The 17,942-nt window shown below is 49.1% G+C and carries 15 protein-coding genes; 12 read left to right on the plus strand and 3 right to left on the minus strand.

Annotated elements, in window-relative coordinates; translation table 11 throughout:
* The 5 genes from BFC18_RS15195 to BFC18_RS15215 all read left to right on the plus strand — a co-directional run.
* The coding region (locus BFC18_RS15195; protein ID WP_245680317.1) for a reverse transcriptase domain-containing protein at positions 1-807 on the plus strand (807 nt) is incomplete at its 5' end.
* 254 nt (positions 808-1,061) lie between these two features.
* Positions 1,062-2,393 (plus strand): amidohydrolase, encoded by a 1,332-nt coding sequence (locus BFC18_RS15200; RefSeq protein WP_070126413.1) that lies wholly within the window; start codon positions 1,062-1,064, stop codon positions 2,391-2,393.
* A 370-nt stretch (positions 2,394-2,763) separates the two neighbouring features.
* Entirely contained in the window at positions 2,764-4,794 is a 2,031-nt protein-coding gene (locus BFC18_RS15205; RefSeq protein WP_070126414.1) for a BCCT family transporter, read from the plus strand.
* A gap of 218 nt (positions 4,795-5,012) precedes the next feature.
* Positions 5,013-6,896, plus strand: coding sequence for a CocE/NonD family hydrolase (locus BFC18_RS15210; RefSeq protein ID WP_245680405.1), 1,884 nt, complete (start codon positions 5,013-5,015; stop codon positions 6,894-6,896).
* 100 nt (positions 6,897-6,996) lie between these two features.
* Complete coding sequence (locus tag BFC18_RS15215; protein WP_070126415.1) at positions 6,997-7,695, plus strand: MBL fold metallo-hydrolase; 699 nt, start codon at positions 6,997-6,999, stop codon at positions 7,693-7,695.
* Positions 7,696-7,746: 51 nt separating this feature from the next.
* Here BFC18_RS15215 and BFC18_RS15220 read toward each other — a convergent pair whose 3' ends face one another.
* The gene (locus tag BFC18_RS15220) at positions 7,747-8,349 is read right to left on the minus strand and encodes a glutathione S-transferase family protein (RefSeq protein ID WP_245680406.1); all 603 of its coding nucleotides are present in this window, start codon (positions 8,347-8,349) and stop codon (positions 7,747-7,749) included.
* 137 nt (positions 8,350-8,486) lie between these two features.
* Here BFC18_RS15220 and BFC18_RS15225 point away from each other — a divergent pair, with 137 nt between their 5' ends.
* Both BFC18_RS15225 and BFC18_RS15230 read left to right on the plus strand, forming a co-directional pair.
* Entirely contained in the window at positions 8,487-9,398 is a 912-nt protein-coding gene (locus BFC18_RS15225; protein WP_070126416.1) for a LysR family transcriptional regulator, read from the plus strand.
* 35 nt (positions 9,399-9,433) lie between these two features.
* Positions 9,434-9,934: a YqiA/YcfP family alpha/beta fold hydrolase gene (locus BFC18_RS15230; RefSeq protein WP_070126417.1), complete on the plus strand. Its 501-nt coding sequence runs from the start codon at positions 9,434-9,436 to the stop codon at positions 9,932-9,934.
* Between the two features lie 61 nt (positions 9,935-9,995).
* Here BFC18_RS15230 and BFC18_RS15235 read toward each other — a convergent pair whose 3' ends face one another.
* Positions 9,996-11,105: a glycerol dehydrogenase gene (locus BFC18_RS15235; RefSeq protein ID WP_070126418.1), complete on the minus strand. Its 1,110-nt coding sequence runs from the start codon at positions 11,103-11,105 to the stop codon at positions 9,996-9,998.
* A 475-nt stretch (positions 11,106-11,580) separates the two neighbouring features.
* Here BFC18_RS15235 and BFC18_RS15240 point away from each other — a divergent pair, with 475 nt between their 5' ends.
* From BFC18_RS15240 to cheD, 5 genes are all read left to right on the plus strand, one after another.
* Positions 11,581-11,949: a response regulator gene (locus tag BFC18_RS15240; RefSeq protein WP_070126419.1), complete on the plus strand. Its 369-nt coding sequence runs from the start codon at positions 11,581-11,583 to the stop codon at positions 11,947-11,949.
* A gap of 476 nt (positions 11,950-12,425) precedes the next feature.
* On the plus strand, positions 12,426-12,929 hold the full coding sequence (locus BFC18_RS15245) for a chemotaxis protein CheW (protein WP_070126420.1): 504 nt from the start codon (positions 12,426-12,428) through the stop codon (positions 12,927-12,929).
* Positions 12,930-12,932: 3 nt separating this feature from the next.
* Positions 12,933-15,221 carry a methyl-accepting chemotaxis protein gene (locus tag BFC18_RS15250; RefSeq protein WP_070126421.1) on the plus strand — a complete coding sequence of 763 codons (2,289 nt, stop codon included), beginning with the start codon at positions 12,933-12,935 and terminating at the stop codon, positions 15,219-15,221.
* A complete protein-coding gene (locus BFC18_RS15255; protein ID WP_070126422.1) occupies positions 15,222-16,052 on the plus strand; it encodes a CheR family methyltransferase in 831 nt (276 codons plus the stop codon). It begins immediately after the preceding gene.
* Between the two features lie 12 nt (positions 16,053-16,064).
* Positions 16,065-16,673, plus strand: coding sequence for a chemoreceptor glutamine deamidase CheD (gene cheD / locus BFC18_RS15260; RefSeq protein ID WP_070126423.1), 609 nt, complete (start codon positions 16,065-16,067; stop codon positions 16,671-16,673).
* A 50-nt stretch (positions 16,674-16,723) separates the two neighbouring features.
* On the opposite strand, the gene BFC18_RS15265 is transcribed toward cheD, so the two are convergent.
* A complete protein-coding gene (locus BFC18_RS15265) occupies positions 16,724-17,896 on the minus strand; it encodes a pyridoxal phosphate-dependent aminotransferase (protein WP_170826613.1) in 1,173 nt (390 codons plus the stop codon).
* Positions 17,897-17,942: the final 46 nt, after the last annotated feature.

The following is a 17,942-nucleotide window of genomic DNA, read 5'->3' on the forward strand; positions in this document are numbered from 1 at the left end:
ATCATAGAAAGCATTAAACGGCGGGTGCGTGATGGTAGCGTGCTGCGCTTAATCAGCCAGTTCTTAACAAGTGGGGTGATGGTTGAAGGCCATTGGCAGCAGACAGACACAGGGAGTCCGCAAGGTGGGGTAATCAGCCCCTTGATAGCGAACATCTATCTGGATGCGTTTGATAAGGAGATGATGCAACGTGGCCACCGCATAGTGCGCTACGCTGATGATATTCTTATCTTGTGTCGCAGTCGTTCAGCGGCAGAGAATGCGCAACGACAAGCGACCCAAATCCTTGAAGGTAAACTGAAGCTGACCGTGAACACAGAGAAAACCCACATCACACACAGTGATGCGGGTGTCAGGTTCCTTGGTGTGGAAATCGGGACGAAATATACCCGAATCCAAGCGAAGAAACTGGCATTGTTCAAAATGAAGCTAAAGGAGATGACAAAACGCAACGGGGGAAAACCGTTGTCACATGTCATCAACAGACTGAATCCACTGCTAAGAGGGTTCAGCCAGTACTTCAGGATTGCCAATGCCAGCAGGGCATTCAAGCAAATCGCGAGTTGGCTGAGACGCAGACTGCGCAGTGTTCAACTGAAGTTATGGAAAAAGGCGAGCCGCCTGCATCGCTGGCTACGACAGCGGGGCTACAAAGGCAAGTTCGCGTCCATGAGCATGACGAGTTGGCGCAGCGCAAGAAGCCCACTGGCAAGCTACGCGATGCCAAACAGCTGGTTTAACGAACTTGGACTGGTGAATCTGGAAGACGTTAGAACGGGAAATGTGCCCAGCAATTACGCTGGATAAACTGTACAGGAGCCGTATACGAGGCCCGTACGTACGGTTCTGTGAGAGGGATGAGGCGGTGATGCCTCACCCTACTCGATGTTTGTGCTGATTCGAGCCCAGTAGTCAGGTTCGATGTAGTGCTCCTTCCTGATTGCTTATCTGTTAAAGCGCAATTCGCTCAGCCTGCCAATAACTACGTTAACGTCCAGCTCATCACTATTTCATCCTCTCCCCCTCTAGGGTATTGTTTTTACAAACAAGGAGATCCTGAAATGAACAAATTTTTGAAAACAGGTGTGTGCCTGGCGGTGTTAGGTTTTAGTAGTGCCAAGGCACTGGCTGAGCCGGTGGCGGTTGAGTCTGCAATTCAGGATGACCTTCCTCAGCTAATGGAGCTGTATAAGCACCTCCATGCGAATCCTGAGCTGAGTGGTTATGAAGTAGAAACCGCCAAGTTACTGGCCGACAAAGCGCGCAAGCTTGGCTTTGAGGTCACTGAGAAAGTTGGCGGCACCGGTGTTGTGGCAGTGATGGAAAATGGTCCTGGCCCGGTGGTACTTATTCGCGCTGATATGGACGGCTTACCCGTGATAGAGCAAACCGGGTTGCCTTTCGCTTCTACGGTTACAGCAACCACCGATGACGGCGTGGAATCCGGTGTAATGCATGCTTGCGCTCACGATACCCACATGTCTGGCTGGATGGGTACCGCCCAGCAATTAGTGAAGTTCAAAGATCAGTGGTCCGGTACGGTGGTAATGATTCTGCAACCTGCAGAAGAGCGGGGTAAGGGCGCTCGCGATATGCTGGCGGATGGTTTATATGAACGCTTCCCCAAACCTGACTACGCGTTTGCCTTTCATAACTCGGCTGCCATTCCGGCAGGCGTTATTGGCTATACGCCGGGCTTCACCTTCGCCAACGTAGACAGCGTGGACATTAATATTAAAGGTATTGGGGGGCATGGTGCGTATCCACAGGCAACCAAAGATCCTGTGGTACTGGGCAGCCGCATTGTTACCTCTCTTCAAACCCTGGTTAGCCGGGAGCTGGATCCTCTGGATTCGGCGGTAGTTACTGTAGGCAGTTTCATCAGTGGCTCCAAGCACAATATCATTTCAGATAAAGCGACACTGTTACTAACGGTGAGAAGCTACTCCGATGAAACCAGACAGAAACTGCTAGATGGTATTGCCCGTATCGCCAAAGGTGAGGGAATTGCCGCTGGTTTGCCTGATGACATGCTGCCGCAAGTGCTGGTGAAAGACGAATACACCCCAGCAGCCTACAATCCGCCTGAATTCGCAGTGGAAATGACAGATTTCTTCCGCGCTGAAATGGGGGATGAGATGGTTACCGAAGTGCCACCAACCATGGCGGGTGAGGATTTCGGTCGATACTACCGGGCAGATAAATCCATTAAGAGTTTTTTGTTCTGGGTGGGCGGTGTGCCAGAAGATCGCTGGGAAGCCGCTCAAAGCGGAGACCAAAAACTGCCTTCGTTACACAGCCCATTCTGGGCACCAGATGCTGAAAAGGTGATCAGTAGCGCCACCGAAGCACTGACTTTAGCCACTTTGAAGGTGTTGGCGAAACCTGAGTAATTTAACAATAGTGGATAGGGCTAGGCGTTTTAGTTAATTCCTGGCTCCTCTCATTCCGAATGAATTTAGGCGACTAAAAAACAAATAGCGACTAACGACAGCGAGTAAGACATAGCAAAAATCCACTCCCTTCGTGATTCGCGTTTCATATCTTCCTTATGTTCTTCCCAACTTTTCATAATGTTCTCCATTAGTGAATTGGCTGACTAAAGCATAGTTTAGTATTTCACCTTGGGCGACTTTTATTATATTCATTATAAATCGGCAAGCATTCACAACCTGAACCAATCCATCCTCCTTCCAGTAGTAAACAGAAAGTTAAAACAATACCAACAGCACGCAACTTATCTGTCACTGACAAGGACTTTTCATGAAAGGCAAAGCGAATAGCTCTACCATTCTCCTTCCTGTATTTCTTCCGGCCGTAGCCATTATTTTATTGTTGGTGATTGGTACTATCAGTAACCCCGATCTGGCAGGGGAGGCATTTGATGCCACGCTCGCCTGGATCACCAAAACCTTTGGCTGGTTCTACATGCTGTCGGTGGCCATTTTTCTGGTATTCATTGTTGCTGTGGCGTCATCGAGTTGGGGCAACATTAAGTTGGGCCCTGACCACGCCGAGCCCCAGTACAGTTTTCCCGAATGGTTTGCCATGTTGTTTTCTGCTGGCTACGGTGTGGCGTTGCTTTACTTTGGTGTGGCGGAACCGGTTTTACACTATTCCTCACCGCCCGCAGGTGCGGCTGAAACAGTAGACGCCGCCAGGCAGGCCATGCAGATTGCGTTCTTTCATTGGGGTTTCCATATCTGGGCGATTTATGGGCTGGTGGGCCTGGTGCTAGCTTACTTCGCCTTTCGTCACGGCTTACCGCTTTCCATTCGTTCTGCGCTATATCCGCTTATCGGTGACAAAATTTACGGCCCAATTGGGCATGCGGTCGACGTGTTCGCGATTCTGGGCACACTGTTCGGTATTGCCACCACGCTTGGCTTGTCGGTCACGCAGATAAACGCGGGCCTGCATTATCTTTCAGACGATATTCCCATCGACATCATGGTGCAGGTGGGCACCATTGCTATTGTCACCGTTGCGGCGACGGTTTCGGTAATTGCGGGTATGGACAAGGGCGTAAAACGCTTATCTATTTTGAATATGATCCTCGCTGTGGCATTGATGACCACGGTGTTTATCTTCGGTGAAACGGTACATATTCTTGAAGCGTTTCTACAGAACACGGGCAGCTATCTAAGCGGCATTGTTGAGCGCACATTTAACATTCAGGCGTATAGCCGAAGCGATTGGATTGGTAACTGGACCCTGTTCATCTTTGGCTGGACTATCGCCTGGGCACCTTTTGTGGGCATGTTCATCGCTAAAATCAGCCGCGGCAGAACCATCCGTCAGTTTGTCTTCGGGGTGATGCTGGTGCCTACCATGTTTACCTTTCTTTGGTTCTCCGTATTTGGCGATACCGCGCTGAACGCCATCATGAACGAAGGCGTGAATACATTGATCACCGATGTGCAGGATAACGAAGCCATTGCGCTATTTAAGCTTTACGACTTACTGCCGGGTTCGTCGATAATGTCTGGCCTTACGGTGCTGCTCATTATCACATTCTTCGTGACGTCTTCAGATTCTGGTTCTTTAGTCATCGATTCCCTGGCTTCAGGAGGTAAGGAAGAAAGCCCGGTATGGCAGCGTATCTTTTGGGCGTTTCTGGAAGGCACGGTTGCCGCAGTGCTGTTGCTGGCAGGCGGGCTGAGTGCGTTGCAAACCATGACGATAACCAGTGCACTGCCGTTTGCCGTAATCATGCTAATGGCTGCTGCCGGGTTGTGGCGCGCGCTTATCATCGAAGGTTATCGCAACAACAGCCTGCAGGCGAACACGCTGAACCGCAATCGTGGGCGCTCTACAAACCTCAAAGGGCGCCTGGCGGCCATGGTGGATTACCCGACCCGCAAGGAGGTGCACGAATTTATTGAAACGACCGTTATTGAAGCCATGAATGAAATGCAGTCTGAGCTTAAACACAAAGAGTGGGATGCAAACGTGGAATTCGACAGTGAGATGGGCCGGGCTATCTTTACCGTGGAGCGCCACGAGCACATGGACTTTATTTACGACATCCGCATGACCGAGCATCTGGTTCCGGGGTTCAGCTATGCTGAGCTGCGTCACGAAGACGATGAATCAGAAAAATATTTCCGCGCAGAAGTATTCCTGCGTCGGGGTGGTCAGGCTTACGACATTTACGGATATGACAAACAGAGTATTGCGAAGGATATTCTGGATCAGTTCGAGAATTATCTTCACTTCCTCGACACCAGCCCTGGTGAGTTGCCTTGGGAGATGGATGCACATGATGAGATGTTGAATAAACCAGAAAGTTAAATCACCTAAACCTCTTCACCTGGTATTGGTGTTCATAAGGCGCTTCATCTACGGAGCGCCTTCGCCTCAAACCATACACTCTCGCCGACAACCGCATCATCTACCGCTTTCATCAGAAACCCGCCCTTTACGCACCAGTAACAGTGCTAGACTGCGTTCACGCTGCGCATGCGTGCATTGGCGGCGAACCAACTCTGAACGATTACCCGGAGATAACTATGACAATAAAGGTAAAGTTGCCAGCATTTTTGCTGGCGCTGGCGGTACTGTTTTCCGCTTTTAGTGCCACTGCGGCGACGGAAGACAAACGGGCGGAATATATTCGCTCACATTATGCAAAGTATGAGTACAACGTTCCCATGCGCGATGGTAAAACTCTGTTTACCTCAGTGTATGTGCCCAACGACCAATCGAAGAAATATCCCATGCTGATGCAGCGCACGCCTTATCGTGTTGCGCCATACGGCACCGACAAATATAAAACCCGCTTAGGCCCCAGTGAGAAGTTTGAGCAGGAAGGTTTTATCTTTGTATTTCAGGACGTGCGCGGTAAGCAAATGTCCGAGGGCGAGTTCGTGAACATGCGTCCCCAGGATGCTTACAAGCGCGGCAAGAAAGCCGTGGATGATGCGACAGATGCCTACGACACCATCGACTGGCTGGTAAAGAATATTCCTAACAACAACGGCAAAGTAGGCCAGTGGGGTATTTCGTATCCGGGTTATTACACCTCAGTTTCCGCGATTAACAGTCACAAAGCACTGAAAGCGATTTCTCCACAAGCCCCCATTGCTGACTGGTTCTTCGATGATTTCCACCGTAACGGTGCGTTCTCAACGCCTATGGCGTTTATCTTCTTTGATTCATTCGATAAGCCTCGTGACGGCGTATTTCCCTGGTCTGAAGATCGCCGCGACTTGCCTACACAAGATGGCTACCAGTTTTATCATGAGCTAGGTTCTCTGAAGAATGTGAATGAGAAATACTTCCACCATGAACGTCCGTTCTGGGATGAGCTCACTCAGCACCCGAACTACGACGATTACTGGAAAGCCCGTGATGTACTGCAGCATCTTGATGATGTGAAACCTGCCGTGCTGGTTGTGGGTGGCTGGTACGACACCGAAGACCTGTATGGTCCTCTGGCGACTTACAAAACCATGTCTGACAACAACAAGAAAGACAATGTACAACTGGTGATGGGCCCCTGGTATCACGGTCAGTGGATCCGCGACAAAGGCGAAAACCTGGGACTGGCACAGTTCGGTTTTGAAACCAGCATCTACTTCCAGGACAACATCTTGCTGCCATTCTTTAATCAACATTTAAAAGACGACAGCAAAGTGGCCTACAAGCCGCAAACCACCATGTTCGAAACCGGTGCAAACCGCTGGCGTACCTTTGAAACCTGGCCGCCAAAGCAGGTGAGCGAGAAAACCTGGTACCTAACGGCAGATGAATCAATTTCTGATAAGCCGTCTGCCGACAAACAAGGCTTTGACGAATACCTCAGCGACCCGAATAAACCGGTTCCACATTCTGCAAGTATCAGCCGCGGTTGGGATCGCCCGTACATGGCGGAAGATCAGCGCTTTGCTGCACGCCGTCCTGACGTACTGATTTATAATTCTGAGCCTATGGAATCGGACATGACCATTGCCGGTCCAGTAGATGTATCGCTGTGGGTATCTACCACTGAATCTGCGGCAGACTTCGTGGTGAAAATTGTTGATGTGTTCCCGGGAGTGGATGAAAACACCAATAAGGTCGACCGCGAAACCGACAACCGCCATGAGCTGGTACGTTGGGGCATTATCCGTGGCCGTTTTCGTAACAGCTTCAGTGAGCCTGAGGCATTTACGCCAAACACGCCTACTGAAGTGAAGTTCCAGCTGTACGATGTACTGCACGACTTCAAACGGGGCCACAAACTGCAAATTCAGGTACAAAGCAGCATGTTCCCGTTCATGGACATGAACCCGCAGAAGTACGTAGAAAATATCTTTGAAGCCGATGACAGTGATTTTGTGAAAGCCTTCCACCGCGTGTATCGCACGGAAGACATGCCAAGCAATATCTCGTTTACCGTGTTGGAGAAGTAAAATCTTGTTCGGTTAGCGCCTGTCCACGGTGCTAACCGTCATGATCTAAATGCTGCCTAAAATAATATAAACGAGACGTTATATTTTTAGGCAGTATCCCATGCAAGTCAGAGCTTTCAAGGCGGAAGGTTTCGCTCAGCTTTCATACCTTATTTCTGAAGGAACAAAGGCAATTGTTGTCGACCCTCATTTGGATATCGGCACATACCTGAATGCTGCTGAAGGCCTCGGTGTGAAGATCTGCTTTGTGTTGGAAACGCACAGAAGCCTTGATTTTGTCTCTGGCGGCCAAGCGCTCGCCGATCTTCTTAATATTCCTGTTTATCACGGCGTTCGCAGAGATTGCATCAATAACTACACAACAGCCGTCGAGGATGGTGATGTACTTTACGCTGGTAAACTGAAAGTGACTGTACTTGAAACACCAGGCCATACCAAAGACAGCGTGTGTTATCAGGTTGCCAATACCCGCATTTGCGATAAGACTGAAGTGATATTCACCGGTGGAACTCTGTTTGTCAGCAATGCAGGTCTGTCCGGAGGTTACTCCGGAGACAAAGCTTATATTTCATCTGTACTCTTTCAAAGCTTAAATAAACTGATGCATCTTCCTGATCACGTAGTCGTTTACCCCGCTTATGGCGCAGGCTCGGTGTGTGGTGGCGAACTGATGGAGCGGGAGTTTTCTACGCTGGGTTATGAAAAGCAGCGTAATCCTCGTTTGCAAATCGGTATTCATAACAACTTTGCCAGAAGTGCAATAAACGGCAAAAAAACGGAGACCAGGTGGCCTCCGTAAAACGCTGCAGGCTTAACTCAAAGCCCATCGCAACGGGTTCGTATAGAGCGCTTATTTCGCAATTCCCGGCATACCATTAAAACCAGGAAGCGCCTTGATGCGTGCTATCCATTTATTAATCGCAGGGTAGTCGGCAAGTGAAACGCCACCTTCTGGTGCCAGTGCGACATAAGGCATAACCGCACAATCGGCGATGGTTGGGCGAGCCAGTGCCAGCCAGTCGTTGTGCTGCAGGTGGTCTTCCAGCAGTGCCAGGATCCTTTCAGAATTCGCAATAGTGGTAGGTTTGTGAAGTTCGTAGCCAAATTTATCCACTAAGCGTGATGCATTAGGGCCATGCTGAACTTCATTCGATGCGGTAGACAACCATTGCTGTACGTCTGCCATTTCTGCTGCGTTAGAAGGCAGCCAGCTTTCCAGCTCATGGAAGCGTGCCAGGTAAACAAGAATTGCCTGCGCGTCACGTAATACCACATCGTTATGCTCGAACACCGGCAGTTCGCCGAAGGGATTCAGCGCCAGCATTTTTTCAGATTTGTGTTCGCCGCCGAGAAAATCAACGGGAATAATGTCGAGATCGATGTTAGCCAGCGCGGCGAACAGTCTTACTTTAAAGCAGTTACCAGATAATTCTAAATCGTAGAGTTTCATCATTTTCTCCCCCAGGCGGGTGTCTTTTTAACAAGTTTCAAACAGATTAATCGGTCCGCTTTTCGCAAAAAATATGCAATAGTTGATTTCTGTAAACCGTTTTTCGCACTAATTGGAAATTCGACAAGAGGAATTGCACGTTGGACAAACTAAAAGCCATGCGGGTGTTTGTTGAAATTGCTGATGCCAATAGTCTCACCGGGGCGGCGAAAGTGCTCAGCATGTCGCTGACTTCTGTAGTGCGGAGTTTAGCCGGGCTTGAAGAGAACCTTGGGGTACGTTTGTTCAATCGAAATACCCGCAAAATTGTGATTACAGACGAGGGGCGTGAATATTACCAACGGTGCCGCACCATTCTCAGCGAAATTGAAGATGCTGAATCCATGCTGTCAGAGCGACAGGCTGAGCCCCTTGGACGTGTTTCTGTTACCGCACCGGTCACGTTTGGCAAGCGCCATGTGGCACCCAAAATAAATGCCTATCTGGGGAAGTATCCGAAAATGACGGTGGATCTGATTTTTGTCGATCGCACGGTGGATATGTTGTCTGAGGGGATTGATATTGCGGTGCGCATTGGTCGCATAGGTAATCACGACTTAGTGGCCCGGCAGTTAGGTAAAATGCGACACGTATTATGCGCTAGTCCCGACTTTTTAGCGTCCAGAGTGATGATTCGCTCCCTTGAGGACATCCGCAACCAGCCTTCTATTCAACTAAGCGCACTGGATCACAGCGACGAATGGTCTTTTGAGACCAATGGGGAAGTGGTTAAAATGCCATTGCAGAGCCGACTTTCAACCAACCAGGTAGACGTCGCTTTGAATGCTTGTATTAACGGTGTCGGGCTTTGTCGTTTTTTGCACTATCAAGTCATAGATGCAGTTAAGCGTGGTGAGCTTTGTATCTTGTTGGAAGACTATGAGCCTCGTCCGTTACCTGTGCATCTGCTGTATGCGCCAGTGAAGCTCCAGACCAAAAGATTGCGCTCGATGACAGAGTGGCTAACCCGTTCGCTGCAGCGGGATCTGGAGCTTATCAGTGGTACATCATAATTAATTGGAAGTCACATACGTAAGGAGTACTCACCATGCACATTATTTTTTCACACGGTAAGGAAAGCGGTCCTTGGGGCAGTAAAATTCGTAGGCTGGCCGCCGAAGCTGAAAGTGCGGGGCACACGGTTGAAAGCCTGGATTACACCGATACTCTTGATCCTGACCAACGGGTAGAACAGCTATTGAGTCACTGTGAGAACAGTGCGGCACCGGATCTATTGGTGGGTTCAAGTATGGGGGGCTATGTGTCGCTGGTGGCGGCAGAGAAACTGCAGCCAAGAGGCTTATTCTTGATGGCACCGGCATTGTTCATGCCTGGTTACAGTCGGCAGAGTTATCTTTTCAGCGGTAATACCAGCATTGTGCATGGCTGGAATGATGAGGTGATCCCGTTCGACAATAGTGTGAGCTTCGCCCGCAGTAAACTTGCCGCGCTGCATCTTGTGAATAGTGATCACGGATTGGCTTCTGCCCTAGATGATGTGGCAGCGCTATTTGCAGCTTACTGTGCTTCTGTTGAATCGGGGTCATAGTGTAAAGACGCCCATCGTTGTGCAACGTTGGGCGGCTGTAATCTCAGTAAAAGTGGAAAGCTTATGCTTGCGCTTTGTATCTTTCAGCCATGGCATTCGCGGCAATCATTGCTTGATAAACATCGTCTTCAGAGACTTCCATGGTCATGTTGCCCATAGTATCGCCTTCGGCACAGGCAATTTTAGCCACTGTGCGCCATTCTTCCTCAACGAAGTTTTTCAGCCCCATGTCGGCCAGTGTCAGCGGTAGACGTGCGGTTTTAATGATGCGGACCACTTCATCAATTTCCGCTTTGGGCGCGTTTTCAAGCACCAGTTGCGTTAACAAACCAAACACCACTTTCTCGCCGTGTTGAACTTTGTGTAAATCAGGTACTGCAGACATACCGTTATTCACCGCGTGCGCTGCTGCCAAACCACCCGCTTCAGCCCCCACACCGCTAAGATAAATGGTCGCTTCGACAATCTGCTGGAGTGCTGGTGTCACAATCTTATTGTCGATGGCACCCATTGCTGCATCAATGTTTTCGCGCAGCATGGTATAACAAAGTTCAGCCAGACCAAGACCAGTGCGGGATGGCTTTTTCAGAACCAGGTTCACCCCGTCTGAGGCATAACAGGTGCGGGCTTCGAAGTAAGTGGCAAGGGCATCACCCACACCGGCAGAGAAGAATCGAGCCGGGGCGGCACTTAGAATATTCATATCCGCGATAACCGCATCTGGGTTCTGTGGCAGGAACAAATATTCGTCGAATTCGCCATCTTCTTTGTACAGTACTGCCAGAGCAGTACAAGGGGCATCAGTAGAGGCAATAGTGGGATAAAGCACGACGGGTAATTTAAGGTGATAAGCAGTGGCCTTGGCGGAATCCAGCGTTTTCCCGCCACCTATTCCCACGATTACGTTGGCATGATTTTCCTCAGAAAGCGCCGCCAGGCGTTGTACTTCCTGCTTGGTACATTCGTAATTAAATTTTTCGACGTGAGATTTAATGCTGTTTTCATTCAGGCCGGGAACGGCTTCTTCTTTTACGCGATTAAGAATGAATTCATCACTGATAATGAAAGCATTATCACCGAAGTCGCTCACATATTCACTGAGCTGACCAAGAAGGCCTTTACCGATATAGAATTTTTTAGGTGAGGTGACAGTGCGAGGTGTAACGGACATAAGTCCTCCTGATGGATTTGTAAGAAGCGTCTCCCTGAAAGGGGAGGTAGGGTACAAATAACCAAATAAGGTCACCTGTACTATTTTTCATCATAAGGTGCGATGAGTTGCCGGTATTTGACGAAGAACAAATAATCAGCAGTTTTAGGGCCGCATTTCAAGGTAGGAGCTACCAGTTGATGTTTACTTCCCTTGCTGATTGAGAAGGCCTTAATGTTATGCCTTTGTATAACTTTGTATAGGCAGGCATCCCTGCTTGCCTGCTGCGAGCTCAAAAGCAACAGTTAAGTGATTTTTTTCTAATCAAAACAATTTTTTATGAAGATCCAAAAGTCGTTGTCGCAAATGTCGTGTTAAGTCCTAATGTCGCCAAATGGTCAAAAGTATAATTTCGGAATTACACATTCAGATCATACTTTGTATCAATGCATTATCAGTGTGAAGTGCGGGCAATATTCAAAGTGGAGATCACACAATGAAAGCACGGGTTTTAGTGGTAGACGACTCAGTCTCTATTCGGCAAATGGTAGAGATGACATTACGTTCGGCAGATTTCGACGTGACATTGGCCGAAGATGGACAGCATGCCCTCGAGGTGTGCTCAAACAAAGCCTTCGACTTTGTGTTAACCGATCAAAATATGCCACGCATGGACGGCTTAAGTCTTATTCGCGCGTTGCGGACTAAGCAAACCTACCAGCGCACTCCCATCGTGATGCTGACTACCGAGTCTAGTGATGACATGAAGCAGCAGGGGCGGGCAGCCGGTGCGACAGGTTGGATGGTTAAGCCCTTTGACCCCAATAAGTTGATTGCAGTTTTAGGCAAGCTCATGAGCCGATAACGGCATGTACTAAGCATCTTTTTATACCTATTTTTTAACGGAAATCAGTTGTCTTGTATCTGCTAGACAAGGTTCCCCTGGCATTCATAACGTATGTGCAACTGCCCGAACACAGATATTGCGGCAAATTTTATTGTTATCGCGACAACAAAAATAAACCATAAAAATCAAGCGAGTCAGCTGTTTGTGATGAATCCGGCGAAGTAGGTATAAATAAACTTACCATTAAGGGTCACTTTGAAAGTCGCATTTTTTTGATTCCTCGACTAAATACTATTGAGGCACAAAAATTAAACAACGTCGTGTCAGTACCTAATCAGTAAAAAAATGAGCCCAGTGGTCCCGCGAGCTTAATCATCAGTTCGCACTGGCTATGATCCCCAAGATCCAGCGCTACGACCACTCATGGCTTGGGCTGAAGTGTGAATGAGTGATTTTTAACTAACGTTAGCAAGCGCGGAAGAGGAGCTGAATGTATGAGCGAAGCCGCCGTACAACAAACCGATATGGCAGGTGACGACCGTGAGTTTCTGAGTTTTGTCCTGGGCGACGAGCACTACGCCCTCGATATCACAACGGTTAAAGAAATTCGCGGTTACGAGCAGGTAACAAAAATCGCCAATGCCCCTGACTTCATAAAAGGGGTCATGAACCTGCGGGGCGATATAGTTCCAGTGGTAGACCTGCGGATTAAGTTCAACGTTGGTGAAGCTACTTACAACGAATTCACCATAGTAATTATGCTGAGTGTCGATGAGCGAATTGTTGGCATTGTGGTGGACGGCGTTTCCGACGTTATCCGCCTGTCAGATGAAGAAATGTTGCCACCCCCGGAATTTGGTGTGGCATTTGATAGTCGTTATTTACATGGCTTGGCGGATGTGGACGAAACCATGGTCATTCTTGTCAATATTGAAAGCTTAATTAACAGTAATGAACTCGGTCTGGTTGAGATTGGTCAGGCTGGCGTAGGAGAGTAATCGATGGGTGTTTTTAAATGGTTGAGTGGTGAAGATAATGCGGTCATCGGGTCGCTGGAAAGCATGCAGACGCTGGACGCATCGACATCCAGCCTACTGATCCTAGACAGCCAGATGAATATTGTTGTGGCCAACAGAGCGTCGAAATCGCTGTTAGCGAGTATTGAAAGTGATATACGCGCCAAGAACGGGGGCTTCTCTGCAGCAATGGTGGTGGGTAGCAACATTTCTGCATTAGGTATACAGGCTTCTGCTGTCCAACAGGCAGCAAACGCGTCACCCGAAGGTGGTGTTACAGCATTGCCACTGCCTTCCCGAAGCGTGAAACTAAAAGTGACGCCGCTAAAAAATATTCGCGGCGAAGCTACGGCATACAGTGTCGAGCTTATCGACAACGAAGCTGACCAGCTAACCAAAGCGCTGACAGACTCACTCAATCGCGTTCAAGCTGTGATTCAGTTCGAGCCCGACGGCACCATCATTACTGCGAATGAAAACTTCTGCGGTGCGGTAGGTTATGAACTTGAGGAAATTCAAGGTCAGCACCATCGTATGTTCTGTTTGCCCGCCTATGTTTCTTCAGCGGAGTACAAAGATTTCTGGCGCAATCTGGCTAAAGGGCAAGTGTTCGCCGGTGAATTCTGTCGAATTCGCAAAGACGGGTCTGAAATCTGGATCAACGCGTCTTACAACCCCATTTACGATGAAAACGGCAAAGTGATTCGGGTCGTGAAGTTCGCCACAGACATCACCGATGAAAAGGTCAAAAACGCTTTCTGGGGCGGACAAATCGAGGCGATTAATCGAGCGCAAGCGGTAATTGAATTCAACCTTGATGGCACGATTATTCATGCGAATGACAATTTCTGCGGTGCCATGGGTTACTCGTTGGAGGAAATCCAAGGTAAGCATCACAGCATGTTCGTTGATGCCGAATATCGCAAAAGTCCAGAATACCAATCTTTCTGGGATCAGTTGAAGAAAGGCATTTATTTCTCTGACGAATTCCGCCGCATCAATAAAGCGGGCGATGATGTCTGGATTCAGGCGTCTTATAACCCAATTCTCGACCAGAACGGCGAACCCTACCGGGTGGTGAAATATGCTGTTGATATTACCGCTAGGGTTGAGGCGGTGCAGGCTATTCGTGCCACTATGAGAAAGCTGGTGGTGGGTGACTTGGATACGCCACCGCTAAACCTTGATGGTGACTTTGCCGAATTGGGTAACTCCATCAACCAGTTTGTGAGTGATATTAAAGCCATTATCAGCCGCATCAGCGATGTGATGTCTGCTATGTCGGCGGGTGATCTTACCCAACGTATCACTGAAAACTACGAAGGCGAATTTGCGGTACTTGGAGACGCCATCAACTCCTTCTCGGAAGAGATTTCTGGCACCATTCGTTCCATTAATGATGCCGTAGATACCATCAATACCGCCTCTTCTGAAATTGCCACGGGTAACGCTGACCTCTCAAGTCGTACCGAACAGCAGGCTTCGAGTCTGGAAGAAACGGCGTCGGCCATGGAAGAGCTTACCGGCACGGTGCGCCTGAACGCAGAAAACGCAGAGCAGGCCAACATGCTGGCATCACAGGCATCGAAAGTTGCCAACGAGGGCGGCGACTTGATTCGTCAGGTGGTTACCACCATGGGCGAAATTAATGCGTCTGCGCAGGAAATTTCCGACATCATTGGGGTTATTGATGGCATTGCTTTCCAAACCAACATTCTGGCACTGAATGCCGCGGTTGAAGCCGCAAGAGCCGGTGAGCAAGGTCGCGGGTTTGCCGTGGTTGCTTCCGAAGTTCGTACCCTGGCTCAGCGTTCAGCCGAAGCTGCGAAGGAAATTAAAGAGCTGATTTCCGACTCGGTATCGAAAGTGAACGGCGGTAACCAATTGGTGAACAAGTCTGGCGATACCATGGCAGAAGTGGTTACCGCAATTCAGCGGGTTAACGACATCATGTCTGAAATTTCCGCGGCTTCTTCTGAGCAAGCAACCAGCATTGAAGAAGTGGGTAAAGCGGTGAATAGCATGGATGAGATGACGCAGCAAAACGCGGCACTGGTTGAAGAAGCGGCAGCAGCGGCTGATAGCCTGCAACAGCAAGCCATTGGCCTGTCTGAGCGCGTGGCGATGTTTAAGCTGGATGGCGGTAGCATGCTTGCGCCACCACCTAAGCGTTCATCTAACGTTACCAGTAAACCTGCAATGCGCGTGGCTGCGAACACAGGGCGAGCGCTCAAGCCGAGTACACCTAGCGAAAACGAGTGGGAGTCGTTCTAAATGGCAACAGCATCCGCGGAGAAGACCGACAGAGAGTACGCATATAGTCAGGACGACTTCGAACGGGTGCGCGCCACCGTGTTTAAAATTGCTGGGATCAGGCTAGCAGACTCGAAAGAAACCATGGTGTATAGCCGCCTTTCCCGACGCCTTCGGGCGTTGGGAATTAAAAGCTTCCGAGATTATTTAGAGAAAGTAGAAAGAGATGACATTGAGCAGCAAGAGTTTGTTAATGCGCTCACTACCAACCTCACATCGTTTTTTCGCGAGGTGCATCACTTTGTTGCACTGGAGAAGTTTCTCCGCACGCATAAAAACGTAACCGCTATTTGGTGTGCAGCAAGCAGTACCGGTGAAGAGCCTTATTCTATTGCGATGACGTTGGCACAAGTGTTTGGTACGTTTCGCACTGGCATTAAAATTTATGCATCGGATATCGACTCTAAAGTGCTGGCAACGGCAAAAAACGGCATTTACAAGTACTCGTCTATTGAAAAAATGGACGAGAGTTTGCAGAAGCAGTTTTTCTATCGTGGCACAGGGCCTAAGTCCGGTATGGTGAGAGTGGTCGATGAAGTGCGGGAAATGGTCGAGTTTCGTCAGATTAACTTGCTTCACGATGACTATGGCTTTAAAGAGAAAATGGACGTTATTTTCTGCCGTAATGTAATGATTTATTTCGATAAACCCACGCAGTACAAAGTGTTAAACAACCTGGTGGGCAATATGAAGCAAGACAGTTTATATATTGCAGGCCACTCTGAGCATTTCCAGGAGGCAACCCACTTGCTTAAACCGGTTGGCAAAACCATTTATGCGCCTGTTCGGTAGACGTAACCGAACGTGCCTGACCACGATTTTAGCCGTCCACCCTCTTATTACGATTCTCGCTTCGGACGAGATGCAGTAAAGATTTTGCCCGGGCAATATTACGTTACCAGTGCAGACAAACTCATAGTTACCGTGTTGGGCTCTTGCGTGGCGGTATGTTTGTACGACCCTATCACCGAAGTAGGAGGTATGAACCATTTCATGCTTCCCAGCAATAACACAGTAAGCGCGGCATCGTTTGAGGCGAACCGTTACGGCGTGCATGCTATGGAAGTGCTGCTAAACGATTGCCTACGATTGGGCGCTGAAAAGAAACGTCTGGTGGCAAAGGTATTTGGCGGCGCGCGGGTGCTACCGGGTTATGTGAGCAACGATATTGGGGCAACCAATGCGGCCTTTGGGCTTGAGTTTCTGCAAACAGAAAACATACCGGTTCTCGCGCACGACTTATTGAAAAACTACGCCCGCAAGGTGTATTTCACGCCGTCAGATGGATCTGTCATTATGAAACGCATATACGATATGCACAACAACACCATTTACGAGCGCGAAGCGGAATTGTCTGTGAAGGTAAATGCGGACACGAGCAAAACAGGAAGCGTCGATCTTTTCGATAACTAAGAGGCGTGTTCCTTCACGCATTTAGCTTCTATTCAATGCAACATCTCGCCTTAAGCCGATATACCTAACTTACTGACAAACTCACCCATCCGCTTAATGCCCAGTTCCAGTTCCTGCTCTGCAGCGGCAAACGATAAACGCACATAATCATCACCGGTGGCCTGACCGAAGTCGTTACCCGGCGTGAGTGCAACATGATGCTCTTCGAGCAATCGCTCGCAGAAATCCATGGCAGTTAGCCCCGTAGGCGTTACGTTGATGTACACATAAAAGGCGCCATCGGGTTCCACATCCACCGACAGCCCGATTTCTGCCAGGCCTTCTAACACCAACTGGCGGCGATGCAGCAAAATATCACGACGACGTTCACATACATTCAGGGTTTCGGGCGTGAAACAGGCAAGGGCTGCATGTTGCGCTGGTGTAGACGGGCAAATGTAGAGATTCTGCGCCAAACGCTCCATTACCGGTACCATTTCGTCTGGCACCACGCACCAGCCAAGACGCCAGCCTGTCATGCCAAAGTATTTGGAGAAACTGTTTATCACAATGGCGTCAGGATCAAATGCCAGAGCGGTTTGCCCATCATCATGATGGCTGAGGTTTAAATAGATTTCATCAACGATGCGCCAGCACCCTTTTGCTTTGGCGAATTCGCAGATGGCTTGTAAATCGGCTTGGGAAACAGACGTACCGGTTGGATTAGAAGGGGAGGCCAACATCACGCCTTTAGTGGAACTCTGCCAGTTTGCTTTCACGCTCTGCGGCGTAAGTTGAAAACGGTCCTCAGCACCCGCTGCAATACTTTGAAGCTGACCACCAAAAGCGCGGATAAACTGACGATTACAAGGATACGCCGGGTCGGCGAGCATCACTACATCACCTTCATTAATCAGCGCCGCGCAAACTAACAGCAGGGCGGCAGATGCACCAGCGGTTACTACCACATTATTGGGCTTCACTGCTACCCCATGACGGGTTTGATAGAACCCCGCGATGGCGTCACGAAGAGCAGGCAATCCTAGCGCTGATGTATAGGGCAATTCGGCTTTTTCCATTACCGCTTGCATGGCAGCCACTACAGGTTGCGGCGCACCGAAGTCTGGCTCACCGATATTGAGTCTGACAACATGAAAACCCTGAGCTTCTAGCGCAGAGGCTTTTTCTGAAAATGCCATTGCATAAAATGGCGTGATGGCATTGGCGCGGTCTGAAAATTTCAACGTTTTTGCGTTCCCGTTACATGTTTTCCGATACATAGGGGCGACA

The sequence above is a fragment of the Alteromonas confluentis genome (assembly GCF_001757105.1).
Lineage (GTDB): Bacteria > Pseudomonadota > Gammaproteobacteria > Enterobacterales > Alteromonadaceae > Alteromonas > Alteromonas confluentis.

Coding starts and splice junctions, on each gene's coding strand:
- BFC18_RS15200 (WP_070126413.1), top strand. CDS start 1,062: ATGAACAAATTTTTGAAAACAGGTGTGTGCCTGGCGGTGTTAGGTTTT.
- BFC18_RS15205 (WP_070126414.1), top strand. CDS start 2,764: ATGAAAGGCAAAGCGAATAGCTCTACCATTCTCCTTCCTGTATTTCTT.
- BFC18_RS15210 (WP_245680405.1), top strand. CDS start 5,013: ATGACAATAAAGGTAAAGTTGCCAGCATTTTTGCTGGCGCTGGCGGTA.
- BFC18_RS15215 (WP_070126415.1), top strand. CDS start 6,997: ATGCAAGTCAGAGCTTTCAAGGCGGAAGGTTTCGCTCAGCTTTCATAC.
- BFC18_RS15220 (WP_245680406.1), bottom strand. CDS start 8,349: ATGATGAAACTCTACGATTTAGAATTATCTGGTAACTGCTTTAAAGTA.
- BFC18_RS15230 (WP_070126417.1), top strand. CDS start 9,434: ATGCACATTATTTTTTCACACGGTAAGGAAAGCGGTCCTTGGGGCAGT.
- BFC18_RS15235 (WP_070126418.1), bottom strand. CDS start 11,105: ATGTCCGTTACACCTCGCACTGTCACCTCACCTAAAAAATTCTATATC.
- BFC18_RS15240 (WP_070126419.1), top strand. CDS start 11,581: ATGAAAGCACGGGTTTTAGTGGTAGACGACTCAGTCTCTATTCGGCAA.
- BFC18_RS15245 (WP_070126420.1), top strand. CDS start 12,426: ATGAGCGAAGCCGCCGTACAACAAACCGATATGGCAGGTGACGACCGT.
- BFC18_RS15250 (WP_070126421.1), top strand. CDS start 12,933: ATGGGTGTTTTTAAATGGTTGAGTGGTGAAGATAATGCGGTCATCGGG.
- BFC18_RS15255 (WP_070126422.1), top strand. CDS start 15,222: ATGGCAACAGCATCCGCGGAGAAGACCGACAGAGAGTACGCATATAGT.